Origin of the sequence: Desulfovibrio sp. TomC, assembly GCF_000801335.2 — a bacterium.
GTDB lineage: Bacteria > Desulfobacterota > Desulfovibrionia > Desulfovibrionales > Desulfovibrionaceae > Solidesulfovibrio.
The window spans coordinates 97,777-122,542 of the sequence record NZ_JSEH01000007.1 but is presented as its reverse complement, the minus strand read 5'-3'; the positions used below and the strand labels follow the sequence as shown (position 1 = coordinate 122,542).

Here is a 24,766-nt window from a genome sequence, read left to right as displayed (position 1 = left end):
GATGTCAGTGATGTCCAGGCCTGTGCAGGTGAGATGTCGCCGCACCACAGCCTGGTCGGGCCGCAAGGCCCCACTTCAACAATCAACCTGATACACCTCCGCCGGTGTCTTGTCAAAAATAAAGGCGACCATCCGTTGTGCACCGATGGTCGCCTAAGAACGTGTTCCCTGGCGTACAGTGTCGCCTAGCAGCCTTCGCCGCCGCCGCCGCAGCAGGCCTTGCCCAGGCCCTTGCGCCGGCTCTTGAGCAGGGTGAGATCCCCGGTGCCGTAGACTTCGGCCAGGACCGTTTCCACCAGCCCCGAGCACTCGTAGGGCATGACGCCGGTATCGGCCAGGATCTTGCGCGGCGTCTCGCCGCAGGCGGCAACGAGCACGGCCCGGCAATCGATGAGCAGCTTGGCCAGATCGATCCACCGCTTGGTGCCGTTGCCGGGTTCCGGGGCGTAGCGTTCCTCGACCAGGGCAAACGCATCGCCGTCCTGCTTCCAGATTTGGAACTTGTGGGCCTCGCCCAGGTGCATGTTGACGAGCATCCCTTCCCGGGTGGCCACGGCCACGTACGGCCGCTTGGACAGATCGACGCCGGGAATGCTGCGGGAGCAATCGCCGAGAATGCCGGCCATTTCGCCGGAGAGGTCCTTGCCAAGCAGGCCCACTGCGTCAGCCCGGCAACGCTTGCAATGGGTCATCTGGGGGACAAGGTCCTTGGCCTGTTCGCGCAGTCCGTGAATCAACTCGTGGGTGGGGGCGGGAACGTCGGCAAAGGGGGTGTCGGCCACCGGGAAGACGGGCATGATGTTTTGGATGTCCACGCCAAGCCCCGAGAGCATCTTGGAGACTTCCACCACGTGCTGGTCGTTGACGCCGGGGATGACAATGGTGTTCGATTTGACGATCAAATCGTGTTCCTTAAGGATCTTGATGCCTTCGATCTGCCGGGACAAAAGCAGGGAGGCAGCGGCCTCGCCCCGGTGGATGACCTTGCCGTCGCGGGCCCAGGAATAGATGCGCGCCCCGATTTTCGGGTCCACGGCATTGACCGTGACGGTCACGTGGGTGACCCCCAGTTCGGCCAGGGCGGCGGCGTAGGTCGGCAGGGCCAGACCATTGGTGGACAGACAAAAAAGAAGCTGGGGATATTTGGCGTGCAGCAGGCGGATGGCTTCCAGGGTTTCCGGGTTGGCCAGGGGGTCGCCCGGTCCGGCGATGCCGCAGACCGTAATGCGGGGTTCTTTTTCCAGCACCTTGTCCATGTAGACCAGGGCCTGTTCGGGGGTCAGGATAGCGCTGGTCACGCCCGGACGCGATTCGCTGACGCAATCGTATTTGCGATTGCAGAAGTTGCACATGATATTGCACTTGGGGGCCACGGGCAGGTGCACCCGGCCGCAGGAACCGGCGGATTCCCTATTGAAGCAGGGGTGCTTGGAGAGGTCCTTGGTGGTGGTCATGTCGTGCTCCTTTAGAGATAGCCGTAGCCGACGGCGCTGGCTTCCTGCTTGCGTTCGAGGATGGTGTTGACCAGACGATCGAAAAGTTCCTGGGCACCGCCGTAGGCCACATGGCGCATGCGCTGGCCGCCGAAGCGGTCATGGATGGGGAAGCCCACCCGCAGAAGCGGCACGTCCCAGGCCTTGGCGTAGGTGTAGCCCTTGCTGTGCCCGACGAGCAGATCCGGGGCCAGATCGGCGGCCTGCTCGGCGATGTCGTGGAAATCCACGCCCAGGCGCGCTTCGGGCGGTTCGGGCAACAGCCCGGCCGTCACCTCGGCCAGGGCGGCCTTGAAATTCTTGCAGGTCGAGCCGGTGGCGGCCAGGATGGGTTTGACCCCGATCTCGGCCAAAAAGGCCACCATGGCGATGACCATGTCTTCCTCGCCGTAGACAATGGCCCTTTTCCCGGCCACGTACTTGTGGCCGTCCACATAGGCGTCCACCAGCCGGCCGCGCTCGTTTATGTATTTGGCCGGCGTGGTCACGCCGGTCAGCTTTTCCAGGGCGGCGAAGAAGGCGTCGGTCTCGCGGATGCCGATGGGGATGCCAAGGCTCACATTGGGCACGCCGAAGCGGTTTTCCAGATTGGCCCCGGCGCTTTCCACCACATGCACGGCACGGCCGCACTCAATGGAGCCAAGCGCCCCGGACATGGCCCGGATGTCGGCCAGGGTGGTGCCGCCGGCCGGCAGCTTTTCGTAGTCGAGCAGAGCCGGACGATCCATGGAATCGGAGATGTCGGGCAGGACCGTGGCGGCCACGCCGAAGTCGGCCAGGATCTCTTTGAAATGGCGCAGATCGGACGGCGACACCAGGCCGGGCATGAGGTTCACGCGCCGGTGGTCCGGGGCCTTTTCCGTAACGAGCTGGGAAGCCAGGGCGGCCACGGCGGCGTGCCAGCCTTCCATATGGGTGCCGGAATAGCTGGGTGTTGACACGTGGACGATTTCGGGCAGGGGCAGGTCGGCAAATTCCTTGCGAAATTCAGCCAATAGACGCGGTACGTCGTCGCCGATGGTCTCGGTTAGGCAGGTGGTGGCCACGCCGACCACCGAGGCACCGTACTTGGACATGACGTTTAAGATGCCCTTTTTCAGATTCGGGCCGCCGCCGAAGACGGCCTGCTTTTCGCCCAGGGCCGAAGAGGCGATGTCCATGGGCTCGCGGAAATGGCTTATGATGTAGCGGCGCATGTAGGTGGCGCAGCCCTGGGAGCCGTGCAGAAACGGAATCGCGCCTTCGACGCCCCGGAAGGCCAGGGCCGCGCCCAGCGGCGTGCACAGCTTGCAGGCGTTGGTGGTGGAAACGTAGGGTGAATCGCTCATATCCCTTCTCCCTTTGAAGCCTTGGCCATGGCTTCCCGGCGGGGGACGAACTGCCAGATGGGGCTTGTGGCCGAGGCGTGGACTTCGCGCGCGAAGTTGAGCATGCCGACAAAGCCTTCCAGGGCTTCCTTGCGCTCATGGTTGTGGTCGCAAAAGCCGACCCCGAGCTTGTGGGCGATGGGACGTTCCTTGACGCCCCCGACGAACAGATCAACATCGAGTTCCCGGACGTACTTGGACAGTTCCAGCGGATTGGAGTCGTCAACGACCACCGTTCCCGGATCGCAGATGGCGGCCAGCTCCTCGTAATCTTCCGAGGTGCCGGTCTGGGACCCGACCAGGACCACCTTCATGCCCAGGTGGCGGAAGGCCTTAATCAGCGAAAAGGCCTTGAACGCGCCGCCGACATAGATGGCCACCCGCTTGCCTTCGAGGTCCTTGCGGTACTGCTTGAGCTGGGGCAGGAGCACCGCCAACTCTTCACGCACCACCTGCTGGGTGCGCTCGACAATGCCCGGGTCGCGGTCCTTGAAATGTTCAGCCACGGCGTAGAGGGAATCGGCCATATCCTCGATGCCCAGGTAGGAGGCGCGGATAAATGGGGTACCGTATTTTTCCTGCAGCATCTTGGCCAGTTCCATGGTGGCCCCGGAACACTGCACCACGTTGAGGGCTGCGCCGTGGGCCCGGCGGATGTCGTCCACCCGGCCGTCGCCGGTGATGTTGGCCACGGTCTCGACGCCCATGCGCTTGAAATAGTCCCGGATGATCCAGATCTCCCCGGCCAGGTTGAAGTCGCCCAGGATATTGATGGAAATGGGGCTGATGTCGCTTATGTCGCCGGTGCCGGTCAGGGTGAACATGGCCTTGCAGGCGGCGGCGTAGCCTTCACGCTTGTTGCCCTTAAACCCTTCGGACTGGACCGGGATGACCGGGATGCCGGTCTTGGCGGCCACGTCGCGGCACACCGCAGCCACGTCGTCGCCGATGATGCCGACGATGCAGGTGGCGTAGACAAAGGCGGCCTTGGGCTGGTGGCGTTCGATCAGTTCAAGCAGGGCGGCCTTGAGCTTTTTTTCGCCGCCGAAAATAACGTCTTTTTCCTGGAGGTCGGTGGAAAAACTCAGGCGGTGCAGTTCCGGTCCCGAGGACAACGCGCCCCGGATGTCCCAGGTGTAGACGGCGCAGCCGATGGGACCGTGGACCAGATGCAGGGCGTCGGCAATGGGGTAGAGCACCACGCGCGAGCCGCAGAACACGCAGGCCCGCTGGGACACGGCTCCAGCCAGGCTGTCGCGGTTGCAGGCCAGCTCGAAAGGCCCCTCGCCGGTACGGTGGATCTGATCCCGCCGTTCTTCGAAAATCGCCTGTTCCATGAACGCTCCTTTCCCTGTCGCCAAACGTCAGGGCAATCGTGACTCTACAAGGAGCGTGCCAGAATAAAACATATTGAATTTATTAGTATTAATAGTTTCGTGCTCTGGACAGCAACAAATTTGTACGGCGACCAGCGACAGAATTGTAGAGTAGACCCCGGACCGGGTGGGAAATGTCGCGGCTTGGGGTAAAAAAACGGATTGCCTCGTTCTGGAGAGCCTTTTTGCGCCTCGCTGTCCGGGGAGTGGTTGTTTTGGGCTTGGGCTGGTCTCAAAAACCGAAAAAATCTACTTCTGCCCGTTTTGACATAGCTTCGCAGGCCGACTACAGGGCCGGAAAGTGCCGCCGATCAAGGGTCTGCGGCCTGGAGGAGGAACATCATGTTGAGCAATATGGCGCTGTTTCGACAGGCGTGTCTGATTGACGGACAATGGGTTGGGGCTGACAGCGGCGAGACGATTGCGGTGGACAATCCGGCCACTGGAGCAATTCTTGGCCAGGTGCCGCGTTGCGGCCGGGAAGAGACGCGCCGGGCCATCGAGGCGGCCCGGGAAGCCTGGCCGGCCCTTCGGGCCATGACCGCTTTGCAGCGAGCCGACATGCTGCTGCGCTGGCACGATCTGATTTTGGCCGCCAAGGACGATCTGGCCCGGCTGATGACGCTTGAACAGGGCAAACCCTTGGCCGAATCCGCCGGGGAGATCATCTACGGGGCCAGTTTCATCCGCTGGTTTGCCGAGGAGGCCCGCCGGGCTTACGGCGACGTGGTGCCGGCCAATGCCTCGGGCCGCGTCATCATGGTCACCCGCGAGCCGGTCGGGGTCTGCGGCATTGTCACCCCTTGGAATTTCCCCATGGCCATGATCGGGCGCAAGGTGGGGCCGGCCCTGGCCATGGGCTGCCCGGTAGTGGTCAAGCCGGCCTCCCAGACTCCGTTTTCCGCCCTGGCTCTGGGCGAACTGGCCATTCGGGCCGGCATCCCGGCCGGCGTGGTCAACATCGTCACCGGCAACGCCCGGGCCATTGGCGCGGAGCTGACCGAGAACCCGATCGTGCGCAAGGTGAGCTTTACCGGCTCGACCGAAGTGGGCAAGACGCTCATGGCCCAGTGCGCCGCCACCGTGAAAAAGGTCTCCATGGAACTGGGCGGCAATGCCCCGTTTGTGGTCTTTGACGACGCCGATCTCGACGCCGCCATTGCCGGAGCCATGGCCAGCAAGTACCGAAACTCCGGCCAGACCTGCATCTGCGCCAACCGTTTCCACGTCCAGGCCGGCATCTACGACGCCTTCGTGGCCCGGCTGGCCCAGGCGGTCGGCGAACTGTCGGTTGGCGAGGGACTGACGCCCGGGGTCAACCAGGGACCGCTGATCGACGGCAAGGCCACCGCCCGCATGGTGGCGCAAGTAGCCGACGCCACGGCCAAGGGCGGGCGCATCGTTTGCGGCGGCAAGCCCCATGCCCTGGGCGGGAACTTTTTCGAGCCGACGGTCATTGCCGAGGCCACCCGGGACATGGCCTTTGCCCGGGAGGAAATATTCGGCCCCCTGGCTCCGGTCTTTCGTTTCGAAACCGAGGCCGAGGCCATTGCTGCGGCCAACGACACCGAATACGGCCTGGCCGCCTACCTCTACACCCGCGACATCGGCCGGGCCTTCCGGGTGTCCGGGGCGCTGGAATACGGCATGGTCGGCGTCAACGAGAGCCTTATTTCCTGCACCGAAGCGCCCTTTGGCGGGGTCAAGGAAAGCGGCGTCGGCCGGGAGGGTTCGCGCTACGGCCTCGATGAATACGCGGTCATGAAATATACCTGCCTGGGCGGACTGGCCGGCTAGCGGCCCGCCTGCCTCAGGCCGGAGCAGCGGTGGTTCACGTCCAGCACGTTTTCCCCGCCCACCGTCGCTGGCAACGCCACTCCCCTTAACCCATTTGGGGGGTCCGGGGGCCTCAGGCCCCCGGCCGCCGGAGGCCTGCCTTCCTCCCCTTTCCCCCGTGTCGTTACGGACGGGCGGCGAAGCGACACGGAAACGTCGCTTTGTCCGCCCGCCCGGAATGACTATATTCAGCCCCCATGAAGCAGGCACATCCGCTCTCCCGGCGTCTCCAGGACGCCTTTTTCGGTCTCGTCCACGGCAACCGCCTTATCTACAACACCTGCTGGGAAGATCCCCGTCTGGATCGGCAGCTGCTTGGGCTGTCGCCACAGTCCCGGGTGGCGGTCATCACCTCGGCCGGCGACAACGCCCTGGATTATTTGCTGGACGATCCGGCCGGCGTGGCCTGCGTGGATCTCAATTTCCGGCAAAACGCGCTTCTGGAACTCAAGCGGGCGCTTTTTCTCCAGGCCAGCCACGAGGAGCTTTTCAGCTTTTTCGGCGACGGCGGCGGGCCGGAGTGCGCCGGGATCTATGCCCGGGTGCGTCGTCATCTGCCGCCCTATGCCGCCGCATTTTGGGACGCCAACAGCAGCTATTTCAAGGCCGGCCGCCTGTCGCGTTCGTTTTACTACCACGGCGCGTCCGGGGCGGTGGCCTTTGCCTTCTCGCGTCTTTTAAACCTCGCCAAACCCCGGCTGCGTCGGGACATCCCACGGCTCCTGGCTGCAAGCAGCACAGACGAGCAGCGCCGCATCTATGCCGCTATCGAACCGGTGTTCTGGGATCGCGTCAGCCGCTGGCTGGTGGGGCGGCCGGCGCTTATGGCCCTGCTTGGCGTGCCGCGTCCCCAGATCCGCCTGATCCAGGACAGCCATCCGGGCGGGCTTGAGGGGTTTGTGCGGGAGAAGATGCGGCGGGTGTTTACCGAGTCGCCCATGGCCGAGAATTATTTCTGGCGCGTCTACATGACCGGCCGCTACACCCGGGAGTGCTGTCCCGAATATTTGAAACCAGCCAATTTCGCGACGATTCGGGAGCGGCTGCCCAGGCTGACCAGCCATACCGCGTCCCTGAGCGCCTTTTTGCAGGACAATCCCGGTCCCTACAGCCATTTCGTGCTGCTCGACCACCAGGACTGGCTGGCCCACCATGCCCCGGCGGCCTTGGCCGAGGAGTGGGACCGGATTTTCGCCGCGGCCGCGCCTGGGGCCAAAATCCTCATGCGCTCGGCCGGACTCGACGTGTCCTTTGTGCCTGGGGCGGCGAAACAGCGGCTGCGGTTTTTTCCGGAGCTGACCGAACCCATGCACGGCAACGACCGGGTCGGCACCTACGGCAGCCAGCATCTGGCGGTGGTGGGCTGATGGAAAGCCGCCACGAGCCGCTCGCCGGGTATTACCGTCTTCACGCCCGGGTGTACGACGCCACGCGCTGGAGTTTCCTTTTCGGGCGCAGCCAGCTTGTCGCCCAGTGCGCCCAGGCGTTGGCCGAGATGGGCAAGGCAACCGGGGCGCGAGTGGCCGAGGTGGGCTGCGGCACCGGACACAATCTCCGTTTGCTGGCCCGCGAACTGCCGACAGCCCGGCTAACCGGCATCGATCTGTGTCCGCCGATGCTTCGGCGGGCGGCCAAGGCCGTGGGCCGCACAGCGGACCGGGTGGAACTGGCCTGCTGCGCCTATGGTCCGGACAGCCTGGCCCGGGGTTCCATGGATCTCATCGTTTTTTCCTACGCCCTGTCCATGTTCAATCCCGGCTTTGAGGCGGCCCTTGACGCCGCCCGGCTCCAGTTGCGCCCTGGGGGGCTGGTGGCCGTGGTCGACTTCTGCGACACGTCGGTCCCGTGGTTCCGGTCCTGGATGGGGGTCAACCATGTGCGCATGGACGGCCATCTGCTGCCGCAGCTGGCCGATCGCTTTGTCCCGGCGCGCCAGAAGATTACGCCGGCTTACGGCGGCCTGTGGCGACGGTTCAGCTTTCTTGGCCATAAATAGCAAGGCGCGGCAGGCCGGAATCTCCGGGCTGCCGCGCCGTAACGGTCAAAGAATCGCGTGGGTGCGTTTGGCTAGGCCAGGGCCGCAGCCTCGCTTGCTTCATAGCCGGCCACCAGCTCGGCAAACAGTTCCGCCACCGAGGTGATGCGATCCACCCGCCAGGCATTTTGTCCGGCAAAGGCGAAGCCGTGGCGCAACCGACCCTTCTTGGCGTTGGCCAGGGCCAGGGTGATGCAGTAGGGGGCCTTGGTGTAGTCGCAGGTGTGGATGCAGCGGTAGGGGCAACGGGCCGGGGTCTTTTGGCCTTCGGCGGCCAGATCCAGGAATTCGTTGTGCAGGGCGCGGCCCGGCATGCCCACCGGGCTTTTGATGATGACCACGTCTTTTTCCGTGGCGTCGATGTAGCTTTGCTTGAAGCGGTCATCGGCGTCGCATTCGTGGGTGGCCACAAACCGGGTCCCCATCTGAACGCCGGCCGCGCCAAGCTGGATGAAACGGTGGATGTCCGCCCCGGTGTAGACGCCGCCGGCGGCTATGACCGGGATGGGCCGGCCGTTTGGCGCAGTATACGGAGCGACTCCGGACACGACCTCGGTGACGAGGCGCTCCAGGACGAAATTCGGATCGTCGATCTGCTCGGCCTTGAAGCCCAGGTGTCCGCCGGCCATCGGCCCTTCCACCACAAAGGCGTCCGGGGTGCGGCCAAAGCGCGACAACCATTTCTTGCACAGGATCACAGCGGCCCGGGCCGAGGAGACGATGGGCACGAGCTTGGTACGTGCGCCTTCGGGCAGGTGCCCGGGCAGGTCGAGGGGCAGTCCGGCGCCGGAAAAAATGGCATCCACGTTTTCGCGGATGGCTGTTTTGACCAATTCGGCAAAATTGGCCATGGCCACCATGATGTTGACGCCAATGGCTCCGACCGGAGCGGCTTCCTTGGCGGCTCGGATCTCCCGGGCCAGCACCCGGTTGTTGGCTTCAACATAGTTGGTGGCGAAATCCGGTTCGTTCATACCGATGCCGGCAGCCGAGATGACGCCAAAACCGCCAGCAGCGGCAACAGCCGAGGCCAGGCCGGACAGCGAGATCCCCACGCCCATGCCGCCCTGGATGACGGCCTTGGGGATGGTGAGGTCGCCGATAGTTAAGGAAGGAAACGACAAAGGGGCTCCGAAATGTTGCAGATGGGGGCGTAATTGCCTGTCCTCCCGGGGGGAAGGGCCTGGGGCTGACGATATCTTTTCAAATCGCATCAAAACGGTTTTGCCAAGCGCCGCACGCGCCAGCCGGGCTCTTGGCCCGTCTCCTAGCTCCAGAGCGGTTTGCCCGCGACCAGGGCGCACAAAGACGGCCCGTTTCGGTGGTGCATCCCGCGCCGCGCCGAGGCACAACGCCTGTCCATACCGATACGGCCTGCTGGATCACCCGGTTGGCCGGCCGGGCCGGAAAGCCGCCGAAACGCCCCTATACCGCCATGGACGCCGTTCTGGCAATGCCAGGATTTGACCTTTCGGGGCTTTCATCTGACGTATTTTCAGACATCGCGTCATGATTCATATTTTTCTCTTTTATTTTCAGCTGGTTTTGAGCGGCCGGCAATTGGCGCCCCTTCGTTTGGGGGCGACTTTTCCGGTCGGGACTGGGGAGTGCGGTGTTTTTTGGGGGGCGGGAGGACCCTTGTGCCCGGATTTTCCAGGCCGGGATGTCCGGTGCGGGTGTTTCGGGGGGTGTTCTCTTGCATCACAGTGCGTTTGATTGTGAAGAAATTATCATGAAAGGCAGGTTGTTTTGTCGGTGTTTTGCATCGATTTGTGAAGCAAATCCTGAAGCCGCTCGGGGAGTTGTCCGAGTCGGTCTGGTTTGAATTAATTATTTATTCAGTAAATTAAGGGTGTTAATTCTTTGCTCGGGAGCTGTTCGGGGACGGACCGCCCATTTTTTGGGGCAGTGCTCTGGCGCAGGTCGGAAGGATCTGATACAATAAGGTTAATTTTTCATCCTTGACGTGTCGGCTGCCGAAGCGATATAAGCAACCCGCCTTGCGTGTTACTGATCTTTGAAACAATAGCACGACCTGCTCGGTCTTTTATGGCTCACTACTGGTGTGATACAAAATGATACAGGCCGGCATTGAAAGTACTCAAGTATTTGGCCGTATAATTTGTATTTGCACAATGCATTGTACTGCAATAGCGAAATACAAATAGTTTAGAGTTGGTTGAAAAAGCAAAAAAAATGAATGGCACTGTAGGTTGCGTGTTGTTTGATTCTGTTTGCTGCTCACTAAAATAAGTTTTTAAAGCAGATTTGTTCGGTTGTTTTTTTAGCATTCTATTTTTTTGAGAAATTTTTTTGTAGTATTTTTTTTATTGCTAAAAAATTTCGTGTTTGATTTTTTAAACTGTCAGTTTTACAATTTTTATTTTGCAGGATTTGCTGATTGCAGCATATTTTGGCGGTGGTCGTTGGTTGTGTGGAGAGTTTGAAGCAGTCTCTAGCCTGATGAGGAGAGTAGCGGGGCGCTTATGAACGAAGTGTATCTTGGGCAGTTCGCCTTCGCATTCTACACCCTGATCGTCCTTGCCGGCGGCGTCCTCGCCGTCTCGGCGGCAAGTCTGGTCAGGGCCATGCTGGGCCTGGTTGTGTCCCTGTTCGGCGTTGCCGGACTCTATCTGCTGCTCCTGGCCGAATTCGTGGCCCTCATGCAGATCCTTATTTATGTCGGTGCCGTCACCGTCCTCATCTTTTTCGCCATCATGCTCACTCGCGCTTCGGCGGACGGCGGCGAGGCTGACGGCCTGTCCGGCGCCGGCGCCCTGCGGGCCATCCCCATTGTCCTGGTGCCGGCCGGCATCCTCGTGCCGTTTCTGAGCGTCTACGGCGTCGCGGGCCTGCCCACACCCAAAAACGTCAGTCCGGCCGAGCTCGGGGCCGGGCTGCTTGGACCCTACACCCTGGCCTTCGAGCTCATCTCCGTGGTGCTCCTGGCCGCCATGGCCGGCGCGGTCCTGCTGGCCTTTGAAAAGCGAGGCGCCAAATGAATCCGCTCATCTATTACCAGGTCGTGGCTGTGCTCTTGCTGGGCCTTGGGCTGTATGCCCTGGTCGGCCGGCGCACCCTTGTCGGGATGCTCATTGGCGTTGAGCTGATGTTAAACGGCGCAGGACTTTCCATCGTCGCCGCCGCCCAGCTCACCCCCACCGATGCGGTCCTGGGCCAACTCGGGGCGCTGCTCGTCATGGGGCTGGCCGCTGCCGAGGCCACCCTGGTCCTGGCCATTGTCCTGGTGGTTTCCAAACGATTCGGGGACGCCTCGGCAGACGCCCCCAGCGAACTCAAGGGGTAGTCCATGGCCGCTGCTGTTACCACCATTGAAAGCGCCAGGGTCCTTGCGCCCCTGGTCATCACCTTCCTGGCCCCGTTTGCCGTGTATCTGTTCCGGAAAAACCCCAACGCCCGCGAAGGCGTGTCCTTTACCGCTGCCGCCCTGGCGTTTTTATCAGTCGTGTCCATGATCCCGGCGGTTCTGGCCGGCAGCATCTGGACCTACCATCTGGTGACGTTTTTCCCGGGCGTTTCCCTCAAATTCGCCGTGGACGGCCTGTCGCTCATCTTCGCCATCGTCGCCACATTCCTGTGGTTTTTCGCCACCAGCTACAACATCGGCTACATGCGGTCACTCAAGGAACACGCCCAGACGCGCTATTACTTCTGCTTTGCCGTGGCCATCTTCGGCGCGGTCGGCGTGGCCTTCTCCGGGACCATTGCCACCCTCTACCTCTTTTATGAGGTCATCACTGTCTTCACCTATCCGCTGGTCGCCCACCACCAGGACGTCGAGGGCTACCACGGCGCACGCAAATACCTGGTCTACCTCATGGGCACCTCCAAGCTCTTCCTGCTGCCGGCCATGATTATGACCTACGTGCTGTGCGGCACGCTTGATTTCAATCTTGGCGACATCTCGCGCGGCATGTTCCCGCCGACAGCCGACCCGACGCTGGTGACCATCACCTACTTCCTGTTCATCTTCGGCCTGGCCAAAGCGGCCATTATGCCCCTGCACAACTGGCTGCCCTCGGCCATGGTCGCGCCCACCCCGGTCTCGGCCCTGCTGCACGCCGTGGCCGTGGTCAAGGCCGGTGTGTTCTCGGTGTCGCGCATCATGCTGTCGTGCTTTGGCGTGGACCTGCTGGCCAACTTGAACCTCGGCCTCATCACCGCCTACATGGCCGCCTTCACCATCGTGGTGGCCTCCATCATCGCCCTGACCAAGGACGACCTCAAGGCCCGGCTGGCCTATTCCACGGTCAGCCAGCTCTCCTACATTATAATAGGCGTGGCCATGCTCTCCCCCCTGGCCGTCAAGGGCGGCCTGCTCCACATCGCCCACCACGCCTTTGCCAAGATCACGCTCTTCTTCGCCGCAGGCGCCATTTATGTGGCCACCCACATCAAGTACATTCCGCATCTGGACGGCATGGGCCGCAAGCTCCCGTTTACCTTCGGAGCCTTTGCCATCGCCGCTCTGTCCATGATCGGCGTGCCGCCGGTCTCCGGGTTCGTGACCAAATGGTATCTGGCCAACGGGGCCATCAGCATCCACCAATACATTTTGCTTTTGGCCTTGCTGGCCTCCACGCTCTTAAACGCCGGGTACTTCGTACCAGTGATCTATCGGGCGTTTTTCCGGCCGCCGGCCGAGGGCGTGGATCATTCCCACTTCAAGGAAGCGCCCCTGGTGATGGTTGCGCCGTTGTGTCTCACTGCGGTCATTTCCGTGGCCCTGGGTCTTTTCCCGGACACCTTTGCCGTCTTTGTGGACGCATTTGGCAGATTCTAGCGGCCCGGGACGACCGGATGATCCGGCGTCCCGCTCAAACGGGTATGACGGCGCGCCCCGGGCGCGCTGTTTACGGGACTTAAGGGAGGACGTTATGCGGGAACCACAACTGTTGGGGAGCTGGCTCGAAGCGGCCAGGGCCAGGGCCGATGCCTGGAAAAAGGCCCTGTTCGCCGTCCTGGGGGCGCTCGTGGTGCTGAATATCTTTATCACGCCCCATCATCCGCACTTTGTCGGCGAGGGACTGCCCGGCTTCTGGGCTGTTTTTTCCCTGGGGGCAGCCATTGCCATGGTCTATGTGCTCAAAAAGATCGTCTACCCCGTGTTAGCGCGTCCGGAGGATGACAATGGCCGGCCTTGACCAGATCGCGGGCATCCATTTCCTGCACCCATCCATCGGTTTTCTGGCCCTGGCCCTGGTCATGGGCTTTCTTTCCAACGAACGCTACATGACTTGGCGCTGGCTGCTCCTGGCCCCCCCGGTCCTGGCCATCTTCTCGGTCATGACCTTGACCTTCGGGCCGGACGGCGCCCGTGAGCTGGCCACGCTCCATTACCTCGGCCAGACGCTGAGCCTTGGCCGGGTCGACGCCCTGTCCCTGGTCTTCGCCAATGTCTTTGCCATCCAGGCACTGATCGGCTTTATCTACGCCCTGCACGTGTCCGACCGGGGCCAGCACATCGCCGCCTGCCTCTACATTGCCGGCGGATTCGGCTGTGTCTTTGCCGGGGACTACATTACCCTGTTCATCTTTTGGGAGCTCATGAGCGTCGGCTCGGTGTTCCTGATCTGGCTGCGCCGGACGCCGACCGCCACGGCCGCCGGTTTCCGCTACTTCCTGTTCCACATCTTCGGCGGGCTGTTCGTCCTGGCCGGGTTGCTCCTGCGCCACGCGGATCTGGGCACCTTCGCCTTTACTGCCGTGTCGCCTGATGCCGCCCGCTACTACGACTACATCATCCTGATCGGCTTTTTGGTTAACGCCGCCTGCGTGCCGCTCCATGCCTGGTTGCCCGACGCCTATCCCGAGGCCACGGTGACCGGCGCGGTCTTCATGAGCGCCTTTACCACCAAGACCGCCGTCTACGTCCTGGCCCGCGGTTACGCCGGGTTCGAGGTGCTGGCCATCGGCGGGCTGGTCATGTGTCTCTACGGCGTTTTTTACGCGACCATCGAGAACAACGCCCGGCGCATCCTGTCGTATCACATCGTCTCCCAGGTGGGGTACATGGTGTGCGGCATCGGCATCGGCACGGCCATGACCCTGGACGGGGCCTGCGCCCACGCCTATGCCCACATCCTCTATAAGGGCCTGCTCTTTATGGGCGCGGGCTGTCTGCTCTATTCCGCCGGCACGGCCAAGCTGACCGAGCTTGGCGGACTGGCCTCGCGGCTGCCCCTGGTCATGATCTGCTACATGGTCGGCGCGGTCTCCATCTCGGGAATGCCGCTCTTTAACGGCTTCGTCTCCAAAACCATGACCATCACCGGCGCGGCCGAGGCCCATCGCACCTGGCTGGCGCTTGGCATGGAACTGGCGGCGGTCGGCACGTTCCTTTCGGTCGGCATCAAGCTGCCGTACTTCGCCTTCTGGTCCAAGCCGACCAGCACGGTGGAGTTAAAGCCCATTCCGTGGAACATGTACGCCGGCATGATCATCTCATCGCTGTTGTGCCTGGGCATCGGCATCTTCCCGCAGACCCTCTACGGGCTGCTGCCGTTTCCCACGGATTATACGCCATACACCGCCTGGCATGTGCTCCAGGCCTGTCTGATCCTCGGCTTTACCGGCCTTGGCTTCTACCTCATGCGCAAGATCATTCCGCCTCATGCCAGCCGCAACCTCGACTTCGACATCCTCTACCGGCTCATCGGCCGGGGATTCGTCAAGCTCGTCAGCGTTCCGGCCGCGGCCATCGACAACATCTGGACCGATGTCTACGAGAAGGTGGGTTTAAAGGCCCTGATCGAAGCGGGCTTTGGCACAAGCGTCTTTGACGTCAAGGTCATCGACGGGGTTCTCGACGGCTCGGCCCGGGGCGTGCGCGAAGTGGGCGGGGCCGGTGTCGCGCGCAGCCAGACCGGGCGCTTGCAGGACTATCTGGCCGCTGCCGTGTCGATTGGTTTGGCCATCTTCGCGGCCGTGTGGTTTCTCGGTTAACGCCGCTAGGGAAGGGAGCGATACATGATGACGCAAAACGGATTTCCGGTGGTGACGGCGCTGATCGTCCTGCCGCTGGTGGCGGCCGCGGCGCTGCTGTTTCTGCGCCGGGAGTGGCCGGTGCGCATGGTCACGCTGGCGGTGGGCATTCTCGAATGTCTGCTGGCTCTGCCGCTGCTCGGCTATGCGCCTAACGGACCGGCCTTCCAGTTCGTGGAACAGGCCGCCTGGCTGCCGGCGCTGGGCATGACCTACCACCTCGGCGTGGACGGGCTGAGCCTGTATATGATCCTTTTAACGGTGCTCATGCTCCCCCTTTGCGTGCTGGGGTCCTGGACCTACATCAGCAAACGGGTGACCGAGTTCCATTTCTGCCTGCTGCTTATGACCTCGGCCTGTATCGGGGTCTTTGCGGCCCTGGACTTTGTCCTGTTCTACGTCTTCTGGGAGGCCATGCTGGTCCCCATGTACCTCTTGATTGCGGTGTGGGGCGGCCCCCGGCGGCGCTACGCCTCCATCAAGTTCTTCCTCTACACCCTGGCCGGCTCAACCCTGCTGTTGGCCGCCATCGTGGCCTTCCGCCAGGTGGGCGGCACCTTCTCCATCCCGGACCTGATGGAACAGTCCTACGGCTTCAAGTTCCAGTTCTGGGCCTTTCTGGCCATGGCCCTGGCCTTTGCCATCAAGGTCCCCATGTTCCCGTTCCATACCTGGCTGCCAGCCGCCCACGTCGAGGCCCCGGCCGCCGGCAGCGTGCTGCTGGCCGCCATCCTGCTCAAAATGGGCACGTATGGCTTCCTGCGCTTCTGCCTGCCGCTGACCCCGGCGGCAACCGAGACCTTCGCGCCGTTCATGATTGCCCTGTCCATCGCCGGCATCATCTACGGCGGCTGTATCGCGCTGGGCCAGACCGACATCAAAAAGCTCATCGCCTACTCCTCGGTGGGGCACATGGGCTTTGTGACCCTCGGCATCTTCCTTTTGAGCACCAAGGGCGTGTCCGGCGCGATTCTGCAGATGCTCAACCACGGCATCACCACCGGCGGCCTGTTCATGATGATCGGCCTGCTCTATGAGCGCAGCCACAGCCGGGAGATCGGCGACAACCAGGGACTGGGCAAGTTCATGCCCATCTTCATGTTCCTGTTTGGCCTGTTCTCCTTTTCCTCCCTGGCCTTCCCCGGCACCAACAGCTTCGTTGGCGAGGTGCTGGTCCTTATTGGCGCTTTCCAGGGCAATACCTGGATCGGTTTTGCCGCCGTGCCCGGAGCCATGCTGGCCGCCGCCTACATGTTGCGCCTTTTGCAGCGGGTGACCTGGGGCGAACCTTCGGCTTACAAGGCCTCCTGGAAGGACCTTGGTGTCCGGGAGTGGGTGACCCTTGCCCCCCTGGCCGCCCTGGTCTTCTATATCGGTCTGGCCCCGGCCCTGGCCATCACCACCATCGAGCCGTCCATTGACCGCACCCTGGCCGCCATGCACACCAAAAACATGGCCCTGGGACTGACCAAAGACATGCCCCTGGCCGAGCGCTGGCGTCTGACCGGACCGCTCGCCGTGGCCGGCGTCTCGGATTTCATCCGCAAGGAGCATCCATGAGCATCTTCGCACTGTTGCCGGAATTGTGGCTGCTTGGGCTGGTCTGCGCGCTCTTTGTCGCCAGCGTAAGCGACCGTAAACAGTCGGTCATGTCCTGGCTGCCCCTGGCTGCGGGCCTGGGCGTGGTGGCCGCCGCCGTGTCGCTTGGCGCGCGGGGGGAGTACCTGTACGCAACCTATAAGCTTGACGCCTTGTCCCAGTTCTTCAAGCTGGTCATCAGTTTTGGCTTCGCCGTGGTGGCCGGCATCGCTTCGGGCAACAAGGACGACAAGGACCTGACCCCGGACTATTTCATGCTGCTGGCCCTGTCGGCCTGGGGACTGATGCTGTTGTCCTCGTGCGTGGAACTCATCACCCTGTATCTGGCGCTGGAACTGTCCTCCTACAGCCTGTACGCGCTTATTCCGCTGCGCGGCCAGGACAGACGGGCGGCTGAGGCCGGCATCAAATACATCCTGTTTGGCGCGGCCGTGACCGCCCTGGCCCTGTTTGGCCTGTCCTATATCATGGCGGCCAAGCACACGACCTTCATTGCGGCCCTGGCCGCCTCGTCCTGGAGCTTTGCCGACGCGCCCCTGGCCGTCCTTGGCCTGACACTGTTCCTGGCCGGGTTCTTCTACAAGCTGGCCCTGTTTCCGTTCCACTTCTGGTGCCCGGACGTCTACCAGGGAGCCAAGAACGAGACGGCCGCCTACGTGGCCACCATTCCCAAGCTCGGGGCCGTGGTGGTCCTGGTGCGCCTGTCCGCCTTTATCGCCCCGCACCTGGAAGTGACCACCACGCTGGCCATCCTCGGGGCCATTTCCATGACCGCCGGCAATCTGGCCGCCCTGGTTCAGCGCGACCTCAAGCGCCTCCTGGGCTTTTCCTCGGTGGCCCACGCCGGCTACGTCATGCTCGGTCTGGCCGCCGGCTCGGCCGCCGGCATGTCGGCTGCGGCCTTTTACAGCCTGGCTTACATCCTCATGAACCTGGCCGCCTTCTACGTCGTGTGCGCCATTGCCAAAAACGGCGAGAACCCGAGTCTCGACGACCTGGACGGCCTGTACCGGCGCGCTCCGGCCCTGGCCATGATCCTGGCCATTGCCGCCTTCTCCCTGGTCGGCCTGCCGCCGACCGCCGGGTTTGCCGGCAAGCTCTTCCTGCTCTCGGCCGCCTGGGACCAGGGTTACCACTGGCTGGTCATCGTGGCTGTGCTCAATACGGCCATCTCCATCTATTACTACCTGGGCATGGTCCGTCATGCCTATACCGGCGAGTCCGAGGCTCCGGCCCTGGCCCAACCGCGCGGGTATCTGATCTTTGGCGGGGTGCTGGCAGCGCTCGTGCTGCTGCTCGGTATTCTGCCGGCGCCGCTGTATGATCTGGCGGCCCAGGCTGCGGTGCATCTGCATCCGTAAACGGGGGTGTCCACAGGCCGTGGTCCATGGCCTGTGACGCGGTTTCTCGAATTGGGAAAGGAGGAAAAGACGCATGGTCTTTACCTGGTTACAAGCGGCGATACTGCTCTTCTTCCTGGGTGGCATCCTATTTGCCGCAGGCCCGCTCATCGGCTCGCTGCTCTTGGCCCCCAAGGCCAAGGGCGGGGCGCTTGGCGAAACCTATGAGTGCGGCGTGCCCACGCACGGACGTTCCTGGGTCAAATTCGGCATCAACTACTACTTCTACGCCCTGATCTTTTTGGCCTTCGAGGTGGATATCCTCTACCTCTTCCCGGTGGCGGCGGCCTATGCCTCGCCCCAGGGTCTGGGCACGACCATTCGGCTGCTGGTGTTTCTCGCGGTGCTCGCCGCCGCCATCGTCTACTTCATGCGCAAGGGAGTGTTCACATGGCCCCGCAAGATCCATATTGCACCCCGGCCGTAACCACGGTCGATCCGGCCCTGGTCGCCACGCCGGCGGTCCAGAAGCTGGTGGATGTCTGCCGGGCCATGTCCATCTGGCCCATGACCTTTGGTCTGGCCTGCTGCGCCATCGAAATGATGGCCGTTGGCATGGCCCGCTTCGACATCGCCCGCTACGGCGCGGAAGTCTTCCGGCCCTCGCCGCGCCAGTCCGATCTCATGATCGTGGCCGGCACGGTGAACAAGAAGATGGCCCCGGCCGTGGTTCGCCTCTACGAGCAGATGCCGGCCCCGCGCTACGTCATGGCCCTTGGCAACTGCGCCATCTCCGGCGGCCCGTTTAACATCGAAGGCCAGTACAACGTCATCCAGGGCGTGGACACCCTGATCCCGGTCGACGTCTATGTGCCCGGCTGTCCGCCCCGGCCCGAGGCCCTGCTGGAAGGGCTTTTTGCCCTGCAGCAGAAGATCACCGGCCGTCGCTGGTGGCAGGTCCCCCAGGGAGGTGAGCAATGATCCCGGCTTTTGTCGCCAAAATGGGACCGGTATGCACCGCCCCCATGGACCATGCCGCCACCGGCATGACCCTGTCCGTCACTGTTGACGCCAAGGCTGTTGTGGAAGCCATGACGGTTCTTGACGCCGAAGGGTATCTCCTCGAAGACGTCATGGCCTCCGATCTTCAGGAAGGCTTTGAAATCACCTATCACCTGAGCCTGCTCGACGGGGCCAACCGCATTGTGGTGCGCGCCCTTGTTCCCCACGATGCGCCAAGCCTGCCGACCATCAGCGCCGTCTACCCCGGCGCGGACTGGCACGAGCGGGAGTGCTTCGATTTCTACGGCATTGACTTCGCCGGGCATCCCAACCTGCACTATCTGCTTTTGCCCGAGAACTTCGGCAGCCATCCACTGATCAAGGCGGAGAAAGCCAGGAAATCCCTGGCCGACCTCATGCCCCTTGGCTACCTCGTGGACTGCGGTCTGGCCGAACCCGAAGCGGAAAAGCCCAAGCCCGCCAAGGTGGTCAAGGCCGCCAAAACCGAAGACGCCTAAGGCCCGGAGGACGCATGCAAGCCTTTGATCCCAAAAAATTGGCGCAAGACCCCACGTCGGTGCGCTTTGAACCGGGTCCCACCGAAGACAAGCTGATCCTCAGCATGGGACCGCAGCATCCCTCCACCCACGGGGTTCTGCGTATCCTGCTCGAACTCGACGGCGAGTACATTGTCCGGGCCGAGCCGGTGCTGGGCTACATCCACCGGATGCACGAGTGGATGGCCGAACAGAAAACCTACTTCCAGTTCATGCCCAACATGGGCCGGGTGGACTACCTCCACGCCATGGCCTGGAACTGGGCCTATGCCGGGTCGGTGGAACGGCTGGCCGGCATTGAGGTGCCCGAGCGGGCCGAGTACATCCGGGTGGCGGTGACGGAACTCAACCGCATAAGCTCCCACCTGCTCTGGTGGGGAGCCTATCTCCTCGACCTCGGGGCCTTTACCCCCATCATGTACGCCTTCGACGACCGGGAGTTTCTCCTGGACATCCTGCAGGCCGTCACCGGCTCGCGCCTGACCTATTCCTACTTCACCTTCGGCGGCGTTTACAGCGACGTGCCCGACGACTTCGCCCCGCGCTGTCTGGCCTTTGTCCGGCAGTTGCGCTCACGCCTGCCCATGTACCGCGATCTGGTCACGGATAACGTGATCCTGCGCGGGCGCTGCGAAGGCATCGGCGAGATGGACGTGGAACTGGCGAGGCAGTACGGGGCCACCGGTCCGGTCATTCGCGGCTCCGGCGCGCCGGTCGATACCCGCCGGGCCGAACCGTACGGCGTCTACGGCCGCTTCGAGTTCCCCATCCCGACCTATCCCCAGGGTGACGCCATGGCCCGGTACATGGTGCGCATGGACGAGCTGGAAACGAGCTGTTCGATCATTGAGCAGGCCGTGACCAACCTGCCGGAAGGGCCCATTGCGGCCAAGGTGCCAAAGACCATCAAACCGCCCAAGGGCGAGGCCTGCTACGCCGTCGAAGGCGCGCGCGGCAAGATTCTCGTCCATGTCCGGTCCGATGGCGGTCCCAAGCCCTACCGGGTGAAGCTTCGCGCCCCGGGCTTTTCCAACCTGAGTGTGTTCTGCGAGCTGGCCAGGGGAACGCTTCTGGCTGACGCCGTGTCCATTCTGGGCAGCCTGGACCTTGTTATCCCGGAGATCGACCGATGACCCCCGATCTTTTGAGCTTCGACCATCCCCTGACGCGCCTTGTCGTCGGGCTGTTGTGTGTGTTCGCTTTCGTCGGCTTAAACGGACTGGTCCTGGTGTGGGTGGAACGCAAGGTGGCCGGCTTTGTCCAGCTGCGCCCGGGTCCCCTTCATGTCGGTCCCTACGGCCTGCTGCAACCCATTGTTGACGCGGTGAAACTGATCGGCAAACAGCTGGCCATGCCGGAGGGCGCGGACCGCTACCTCTACTGGGCCGCGCCGCTTTTGGCCTTTGCCCCGGTCACGGTCTGTTTCCTGCCGCTGCCCTTTGGTCCGGACCTCGCTCCCATGCGGCTCAATATCGGCCTGGTCCTCATCCTGGCCTTTTCCGGCCTCGGCGTGCTGTCGCTGATCCTGGCCGGCTGGGGTTCCAACAACAAGTGGGGCCTTTTGGGCGCGGCCCGGGCCGTGGCCCAGTCCGTGGCCTATGAGGTGCCGCTGTTGCTGTCGGTCATGGCCGTGGCCCTGACTGCCGGGTCCCTTGATCTCTATCAGATCACGGCCCAGCAGGGCGGCTGGCCCTGGCAGTGGTATGGCGTCAAAAACCCGCTGGCCTTTTTCATCTTCCTGGTCTGCGCCGTGGCCGAGACCAACCGCGCTCCCTTTGACCTGCCCGAAGCCGAATCCGAACTGACGGCCGGCTTTCACACGGAATACTCGGGCATGGGATTTGGCCTGTTTTTCCTGGCCGAATACGCCAACATGATCGTGGTTTCCGGTGTGGCCGCCGCTCTTTTCCTGGGCGGCTGGCAGGGACCGTTTTTGCCGGGCATCATGTGGTTTCTGGTCAAGGTCTACGCCATTTTGCTCCTTATGATCTGGATGCGCTGGACGTTTCCCCGCGTGCGTTTCGACCAGCTCTTAAACCTCAGCTGGAAGTGGCTCACCCCCCTGGCCCTGATTGATCTGGTGCTGGTGGTGATCGTGGCCGGATTTGGAGGCTGACATGACCGTATCTGCGCTGTTTCAGGAGGCCTACACCGGACTGAAAAGCCTGGTGATCGGCCTTGGCATTACGGGAAAAGCCTTTTGCCAGCCCGGCGTCACGGTGATCTATCCCAAGGAAGAAGTGGACAATCTGTCCACCTTCCGGGGCCATGTGGAGCTTATTGGCAAGGATGAAGACCCGGCTGTGCCGCGCTGCGTGGCCTGCGGGGCCTGTGTGAAGGCCTGCCCGTCCAATTGCCTCACCATCCTGTGTCCGGTTCCGGCCAAGGAAGGGGAGGAGGCCGGTCCCGTGGTCATGGGACCGGCGCCGCAGAAAGGCAGCAAGACGCCCGGGGCCGTTATCGTGGACTTCTCGTTGTGCAGCCTGTGCGGCCAATGCGCCAAGGCCTGCCCGGTGGATTCCCTGCAGTTCTCCGACAACCCGTACATGGTGCGTCTGGATCGTCGGGAGTTTCAGATCGACCTGCTGGCCAGACTGCGCCGGCAGGCCGAACAAGACTAACCTTGCTTGCTCCTTCGAGGCCGCAATCCACCCTGCCGCGTTGCGACGTCGAAGGAGACGCCCGGCACCCTCCCGGGCTCCTCAAGGTCCCCTGGCCGTCTGGTCCGGGGGCCTTGTTTTTTTGTCTGGTTTTGCCAATGGGGTTGGAGCCGGCCGGAATACTGCGGTGCGTGGCGCGCGATCTGCGTCCAGATCCCGGCCAATGATGACGAGTAGGACCCGGCTGCAATTCTGCGGTGCGTTGCCCGTGTTATTTGGCGGTATGCTCGAAAACGCCGTCCCAGCTCTCCGGTGGCGGGGTATCCCGCAGGTGGGCGGCCCGTTCGGCGAAGATGGCATAGAATCGACGGTCATGGTCAGCCGCCAGCTTGGCATAGGCCGTAGCGGCGTCGGCAAACTTGCGGCTGGTGTAGAGCTTTCTGGCCGCCTCGGCAGCGTCGAGCTCCCCAGCCCGCTGCCGGCGTTCCTCGTGGCTTATAACCGAGTAGAGCATCACTGGCACGGTCTTGCCTTTGACCCGCACCAGATCGATTTCAATAAAGGCGGCTTCGGAAATCGCCTCATGGCGCAGGCTGTCCGTGGCCAGCACCCGCACGCCGTAAAATTTGGTCAGACCCTCCAGGCGCGAGGCCAGATTCACGGCGTCGCCGATGACGGTATAGTCAAAAAGATCTTCGGAGCCAAAGTTGCCGACCCGCACCCGGCCCCGGTGCAACCCGATGCCGCAGGCGATGGCGAAGCCGAAGTCGCGGCGAAACGCTTCGTTTAAGGCGGCAAGGCGCACGGTCATTTCCAAAGCGGCCCGAACCGCCTGGGCCGGATGGTTCGGCACGGGCACAGGGGCGTTCCAGAAGGCCATGATAGCGTCGCCGATAAACTTGTCCATGGTGCCGAGGTGGGAGACGATGATGCGGGTCATGGGGGTGAAGTAGCGGTGGAGCAGTTCCGAGACCTGGCTGGGGGACAGGCGCTCGGAGATGGAGGTGAACCCGCGCACATCGGAAAAAAGGATGGTGATGTCGCGTTCTTCTCCGGAAAGAGTCAGGTCCTGGGGGCGGGCCACAATGCGCGCCACCACGGCCGGGGCCACATAGCGGGCAAAGGCTCCGTGGAGAAAGCGTTTTTGCCGCTCCTCACGCCAGAATTTGAGAAAGGTCAGGATGGCAAAATTGAGCGCCAAGACCAGGAGCGGGAACAGCGGCGAGACATACAGCCGGGCATGAGCCAGCAGGCTGGCCGCGCCAAGCCAGCTCCCGGCAGCCAGGGCGGCAAAGGGCAACAGCAGCACCGCGGCCGGGGCAAAGCCGAGGAGTGCGGCCGAGAGCAGGCCCATGGCAATGAGCGCTGTCAGTTCCACGGCCACGGCCCAATCGGGTTGGGACAGGAAATCATTGGCCGCGATCATGTCGGCGACGGTGGCGTGGATTTCGACCCCGGGCATGGACCGGTCCAGGGGCGAGGCCCGCAGGTCGCGCAGGGCTGCGGCCGATGCGCCGACAAAGACGATGCGTCCGCGCAAGGCTTCCGGATCGACCCGGCCGCCCAGCACGTCAGCGGCGCTGATGTGGGGAAAGGTTCCGCCCGGCCCCCGGTAGTTGATGAGCAACCGGCCCCCGGCATCCAGGGGAATGACCCGTCGGCCCAGGGTCTCGCTGGCCAGGGTCAGGGATTCGATGCCGCCGGCCGTCAGGCGGATCACGGCATTTTTGACCCCAAACGCCTCCATGACCGTAGCCAGGGCCAGACTGCTGGTCAGGCGGCCCTGGTGTTCCAGAACCAGAGGCGTTTTGCGTACGATGTTGTCGCGGTCCGGCAGGGTGTTGATAAAGCCTGCCGCCGGGGCCGCCCTGGCCAGGGCCGGCAAGGGACACACAATGCGGCTGGACTCGGGAAGACAGGCATCGAGCGGTTTGGCGTCGGGCGTCTTGGCCATGGACAGCCGGGCCGGCGGCAGGGGGCAGGCTTTCTCTACGGTCGGACTGAATCCGTCGTCGGCTTTGGCGAAATCTTGATAGTACCCCAGGGCAAAAGGGCCGGCCCGCAACATGTCGGCCAGGACCTTGTCATAGTCGCGCAGGGCGTCGGGCAGGCCCGAAACCGTCACCTCCAGTTTGAGGTCGCGCAGGAGCTGGCCGGTGATGGCGCTTGGCGAGGCCCGGTCCGGCTCGGCAAAGACGATGTCGAGGCCGACGGCCGCCACGCCGGCATTGCGCAGGCGGCCAAGGAGCAGGGCCACCCGGTAGCGCGGCCAGGGCCATTGCCCATGCTCGGCCAGACTGGCTTCGTCGATGTCCACCACCAGGGGGAGGCCGCTGCGGAGAAGCGGCCGCTGCCGGGTGAGCATCAGGTCATAAAGCTTGGCCTCCTGGAATTCCAGCCAGGCCGGCCGGGCCAGATACAGCCCGGTCATGGCCGCCGTCACGAGCAAGCCGGCCAAAAACAGCTCCGCACGAGAACCCAGTGAGCGCCAACCCCCGCAGGCCAGGGTCAACAGCCCTCGCAAGGCCATCCGTAGCGACACGTCGGGCGTCCTGC

21 protein-coding genes are annotated in these 24,766 nt (G+C 63.0%); 16 read left to right on the top strand and 5 right to left on the bottom strand.

All coding sequences use genetic code 11. The annotated features are described in order from the left end of the window. Positions 1-185: 185 nt before the first annotated feature. Genes NY78_RS08565 through nifE form a run of 3 tightly spaced genes read right to left on the bottom strand, consistent with a single transcriptional unit; the run spans position 186 to position 4,197 of the window. Positions 186-1,454 carry a radical SAM protein gene (locus NY78_RS08565; protein WP_043634386.1) on the bottom strand — a complete coding sequence of 423 codons (1,269 nt, stop codon included), beginning with the start codon at positions 1,452-1,454 and terminating at the stop codon, positions 186-188. Positions 1,455-1,465: 11 nt separating this feature from the next. Next, entirely contained in the window at positions 1,466-2,821 is a 1,356-nt protein-coding gene (locus NY78_RS08560) for a nitrogenase component 1 (RefSeq protein WP_043634383.1), read from the bottom strand. Beyond that, a complete protein-coding gene (gene nifE, locus NY78_RS08555; RefSeq protein WP_043634381.1) occupies positions 2,818-4,197 on the bottom strand; it encodes a nitrogenase iron-molybdenum cofactor biosynthesis protein NifE in 1,380 nt (459 codons plus the stop codon). Before nifE ends, NY78_RS08560 begins: the two co-directional genes overlap by 4 nt. Before the next feature lie 381 nt (positions 4,198-4,578). On the opposite strand from nifE, the gene NY78_RS08550 reads away from it, so the two are divergent. From NY78_RS08550 to NY78_RS08540, 3 genes are all read left to right on the top strand, one after another. Continuing rightward, on the top strand, positions 4,579-6,033 hold the full coding sequence (locus NY78_RS08550; RefSeq protein WP_043634378.1) for an NAD-dependent succinate-semialdehyde dehydrogenase: 1,455 nt from the start codon (positions 4,579-4,581) through the stop codon (positions 6,031-6,033). 236 nt (positions 6,034-6,269) lie between these two features. Next, positions 6,270-7,439, top strand: coding sequence for a DUF3419 family protein (locus NY78_RS08545; protein ID WP_043634377.1), 1,170 nt, complete (start codon positions 6,270-6,272; stop codon positions 7,437-7,439). Further along, positions 7,439-8,068 carry a class I SAM-dependent methyltransferase gene (locus NY78_RS08540; RefSeq protein ID WP_043634374.1) on the top strand — a complete coding sequence of 210 codons (630 nt, stop codon included), beginning with the start codon at positions 7,439-7,441 and terminating at the stop codon, positions 8,066-8,068. The genes NY78_RS08545 and NY78_RS08540 overlap by 1 nt, the downstream gene beginning before the upstream one ends. A 71-nt stretch (positions 8,069-8,139) precedes the next feature. Here the strand turns inward: NY78_RS08540 and NY78_RS08535 are convergent, their stop codons facing one another. Further along, positions 8,140-9,231 carry an NAD(P)H-dependent flavin oxidoreductase gene (locus NY78_RS08535; protein ID WP_043634371.1) on the bottom strand — a complete coding sequence of 364 codons (1,092 nt, stop codon included), beginning with the start codon at positions 9,229-9,231 and terminating at the stop codon, positions 8,140-8,142. Positions 9,232-10,593: 1,362 nt separating this feature from the next. Between NY78_RS08535 and NY78_RS08530 the strand changes: the two genes are divergently transcribed. The 13 genes from NY78_RS08530 (at position 10,594) to NY78_RS08470 (ending at position 22,231) form a co-directional block, all read left to right on the top strand. Then, positions 10,594-11,109, top strand: coding sequence for an NADH-quinone oxidoreductase subunit J (locus tag NY78_RS08530; protein ID WP_043634368.1), 516 nt, complete (start codon positions 10,594-10,596; stop codon positions 11,107-11,109). After that, on the top strand, positions 11,106-11,414 hold the full coding sequence (nuoK, locus tag NY78_RS08525) for an NADH-quinone oxidoreductase subunit NuoK (protein WP_043634365.1): 309 nt from the start codon (positions 11,106-11,108) through the stop codon (positions 11,412-11,414). The genes NY78_RS08530 and nuoK overlap by 4 nt, the downstream gene beginning before the upstream one ends. A gap of 3 nt (positions 11,415-11,417) precedes the next feature. After that, a complete protein-coding gene (locus tag NY78_RS08520) occupies positions 11,418-12,911 on the top strand; it encodes a monovalent cation/H+ antiporter subunit D family protein (RefSeq protein WP_043634363.1) in 1,494 nt (497 codons plus the stop codon). Between the two features lie 94 nt (positions 12,912-13,005). Then, complete coding sequence (locus NY78_RS08515; protein WP_043634360.1) at positions 13,006-13,272, top strand: hypothetical protein; 267 nt, start codon at positions 13,006-13,008, stop codon at positions 13,270-13,272. Further along, positions 13,259-15,073, top strand: a complete 1,815-nt coding sequence (locus NY78_RS08510; protein WP_156180891.1) for a Na(+)/H(+) antiporter subunit D — start codon at positions 13,259-13,261, stop codon at positions 15,071-15,073. Before NY78_RS08515 ends, NY78_RS08510 begins: the two co-directional genes overlap by 14 nt. Before the next feature lie 24 nt (positions 15,074-15,097). Next, a complete protein-coding gene (locus tag NY78_RS08505; RefSeq protein WP_043634354.1) occupies positions 15,098-16,672 on the top strand; it encodes a complex I subunit 4 family protein in 1,575 nt (524 codons plus the stop codon). Further along, a complete protein-coding gene (locus NY78_RS08500) occupies positions 16,669-18,072 on the top strand; it encodes an NADH-quinone oxidoreductase subunit N (protein WP_043634352.1) in 1,404 nt (467 codons plus the stop codon). The genes NY78_RS08505 and NY78_RS08500 overlap by 4 nt, the downstream gene beginning before the upstream one ends. Positions 18,073-18,145: 73 nt before the next feature. Next, entirely contained in the window at positions 18,146-18,538 is a 393-nt protein-coding gene (locus NY78_RS08495) for an NADH-quinone oxidoreductase subunit A (protein WP_043634349.1), read from the top strand. Further along, positions 18,502-19,032 carry an NADH-quinone oxidoreductase subunit B gene (locus NY78_RS08490; RefSeq protein ID WP_043634346.1) on the top strand — a complete coding sequence of 177 codons (531 nt, stop codon included), beginning with the start codon at positions 18,502-18,504 and terminating at the stop codon, positions 19,030-19,032. Before NY78_RS08495 ends, NY78_RS08490 begins: the two co-directional genes overlap by 37 nt. Beyond that, positions 19,029-19,571: an NADH-quinone oxidoreductase subunit C gene (locus NY78_RS08485; RefSeq protein WP_043634344.1), complete on the top strand. Its 543-nt coding sequence runs from the start codon at positions 19,029-19,031 to the stop codon at positions 19,569-19,571. Before NY78_RS08490 ends, NY78_RS08485 begins: the two co-directional genes overlap by 4 nt. Positions 19,572-19,585: 14 nt before the next feature. Continuing rightward, complete coding sequence (locus NY78_RS08480) at positions 19,586-20,743, top strand: NADH-quinone oxidoreductase subunit D (RefSeq protein ID WP_043634342.1); 1,158 nt, start codon at positions 19,586-19,588, stop codon at positions 20,741-20,743. After that, positions 20,740-21,726: an NADH-quinone oxidoreductase subunit NuoH gene (nuoH, locus tag NY78_RS08475; protein ID WP_043634340.1), complete on the top strand. Its 987-nt coding sequence runs from the start codon at positions 20,740-20,742 to the stop codon at positions 21,724-21,726. Before NY78_RS08480 ends, nuoH begins: the two co-directional genes overlap by 4 nt. Before the next feature lies 1 nt (position 21,727). Beyond that, a complete protein-coding gene (locus NY78_RS08470) occupies positions 21,728-22,231 on the top strand; it encodes a 4Fe-4S binding protein (RefSeq protein ID WP_043634338.1) in 504 nt (167 codons plus the stop codon). A gap of 250 nt (positions 22,232-22,481) precedes the next feature. Here the strand turns inward: NY78_RS08470 and NY78_RS08465 are convergent, their stop codons facing one another. Then, positions 22,482-24,752, bottom strand: coding sequence for a CHASE2 domain-containing protein (locus tag NY78_RS08465; protein WP_231583858.1), 2,271 nt, complete (start codon positions 24,750-24,752; stop codon positions 22,482-22,484). Between the last annotated feature and the right edge of the window lie 14 nt (positions 24,753-24,766).

Coding starts and splice junctions, on each gene's coding strand:
- NY78_RS08490 (WP_043634346.1), top strand. CDS start 18,502: ATGGCCCCGCAAGATCCATATTGCACCCCGGCCGTAACCACGGTCGAT.
- NY78_RS08545 (WP_043634377.1), top strand. CDS start 6,270: ATGAAGCAGGCACATCCGCTCTCCCGGCGTCTCCAGGACGCCTTTTTC.
- NY78_RS08485 (WP_043634344.1), top strand. CDS start 19,029: ATGATCCCGGCTTTTGTCGCCAAAATGGGACCGGTATGCACCGCCCCC.
- NY78_RS08530 (WP_043634368.1), top strand. CDS start 10,594: ATGAACGAAGTGTATCTTGGGCAGTTCGCCTTCGCATTCTACACCCTG.
- nuoH (WP_043634340.1), top strand. CDS start 20,740: ATGACCCCCGATCTTTTGAGCTTCGACCATCCCCTGACGCGCCTTGTC.
- NY78_RS08470 (WP_043634338.1), top strand. CDS start 21,728: ATGACCGTATCTGCGCTGTTTCAGGAGGCCTACACCGGACTGAAAAGC.
- nifE (WP_043634381.1), bottom strand. CDS start 4,197: ATGGAACAGGCGATTTTCGAAGAACGGCGGGATCAGATCCACCGTACC.
- NY78_RS08480 (WP_043634342.1), top strand. CDS start 19,586: ATGCAAGCCTTTGATCCCAAAAAATTGGCGCAAGACCCCACGTCGGTG.
- NY78_RS08510 (WP_156180891.1), top strand. CDS start 13,259: ATGGCCGGCCTTGACCAGATCGCGGGCATCCATTTCCTGCACCCATCC.
- NY78_RS08540 (WP_043634374.1), top strand. CDS start 7,439: ATGGAAAGCCGCCACGAGCCGCTCGCCGGGTATTACCGTCTTCACGCC.
- NY78_RS08560 (WP_043634383.1), bottom strand. CDS start 2,821: ATGAGCGATTCACCCTACGTTTCCACCACCAACGCCTGCAAGCTGTGC.
- NY78_RS08495 (WP_043634349.1), top strand. CDS start 18,146: ATGGTCTTTACCTGGTTACAAGCGGCGATACTGCTCTTCTTCCTGGGT.
- NY78_RS08500 (WP_043634352.1), top strand. CDS start 16,669: ATGAGCATCTTCGCACTGTTGCCGGAATTGTGGCTGCTTGGGCTGGTC.
- NY78_RS08505 (WP_043634354.1), top strand. CDS start 15,098: ATGATGACGCAAAACGGATTTCCGGTGGTGACGGCGCTGATCGTCCTG.
- nuoK (WP_043634365.1), top strand. CDS start 11,106: ATGAATCCGCTCATCTATTACCAGGTCGTGGCTGTGCTCTTGCTGGGC.
- NY78_RS08565 (WP_043634386.1), bottom strand. CDS start 1,454: ATGACCACCACCAAGGACCTCTCCAAGCACCCCTGCTTCAATAGGGAA.
- NY78_RS08520 (WP_043634363.1), top strand. CDS start 11,418: ATGGCCGCTGCTGTTACCACCATTGAAAGCGCCAGGGTCCTTGCGCCC.
- NY78_RS08515 (WP_043634360.1), top strand. CDS start 13,006: ATGCGGGAACCACAACTGTTGGGGAGCTGGCTCGAAGCGGCCAGGGCC.
- NY78_RS08550 (WP_043634378.1), top strand. CDS start 4,579: ATGTTGAGCAATATGGCGCTGTTTCGACAGGCGTGTCTGATTGACGGA.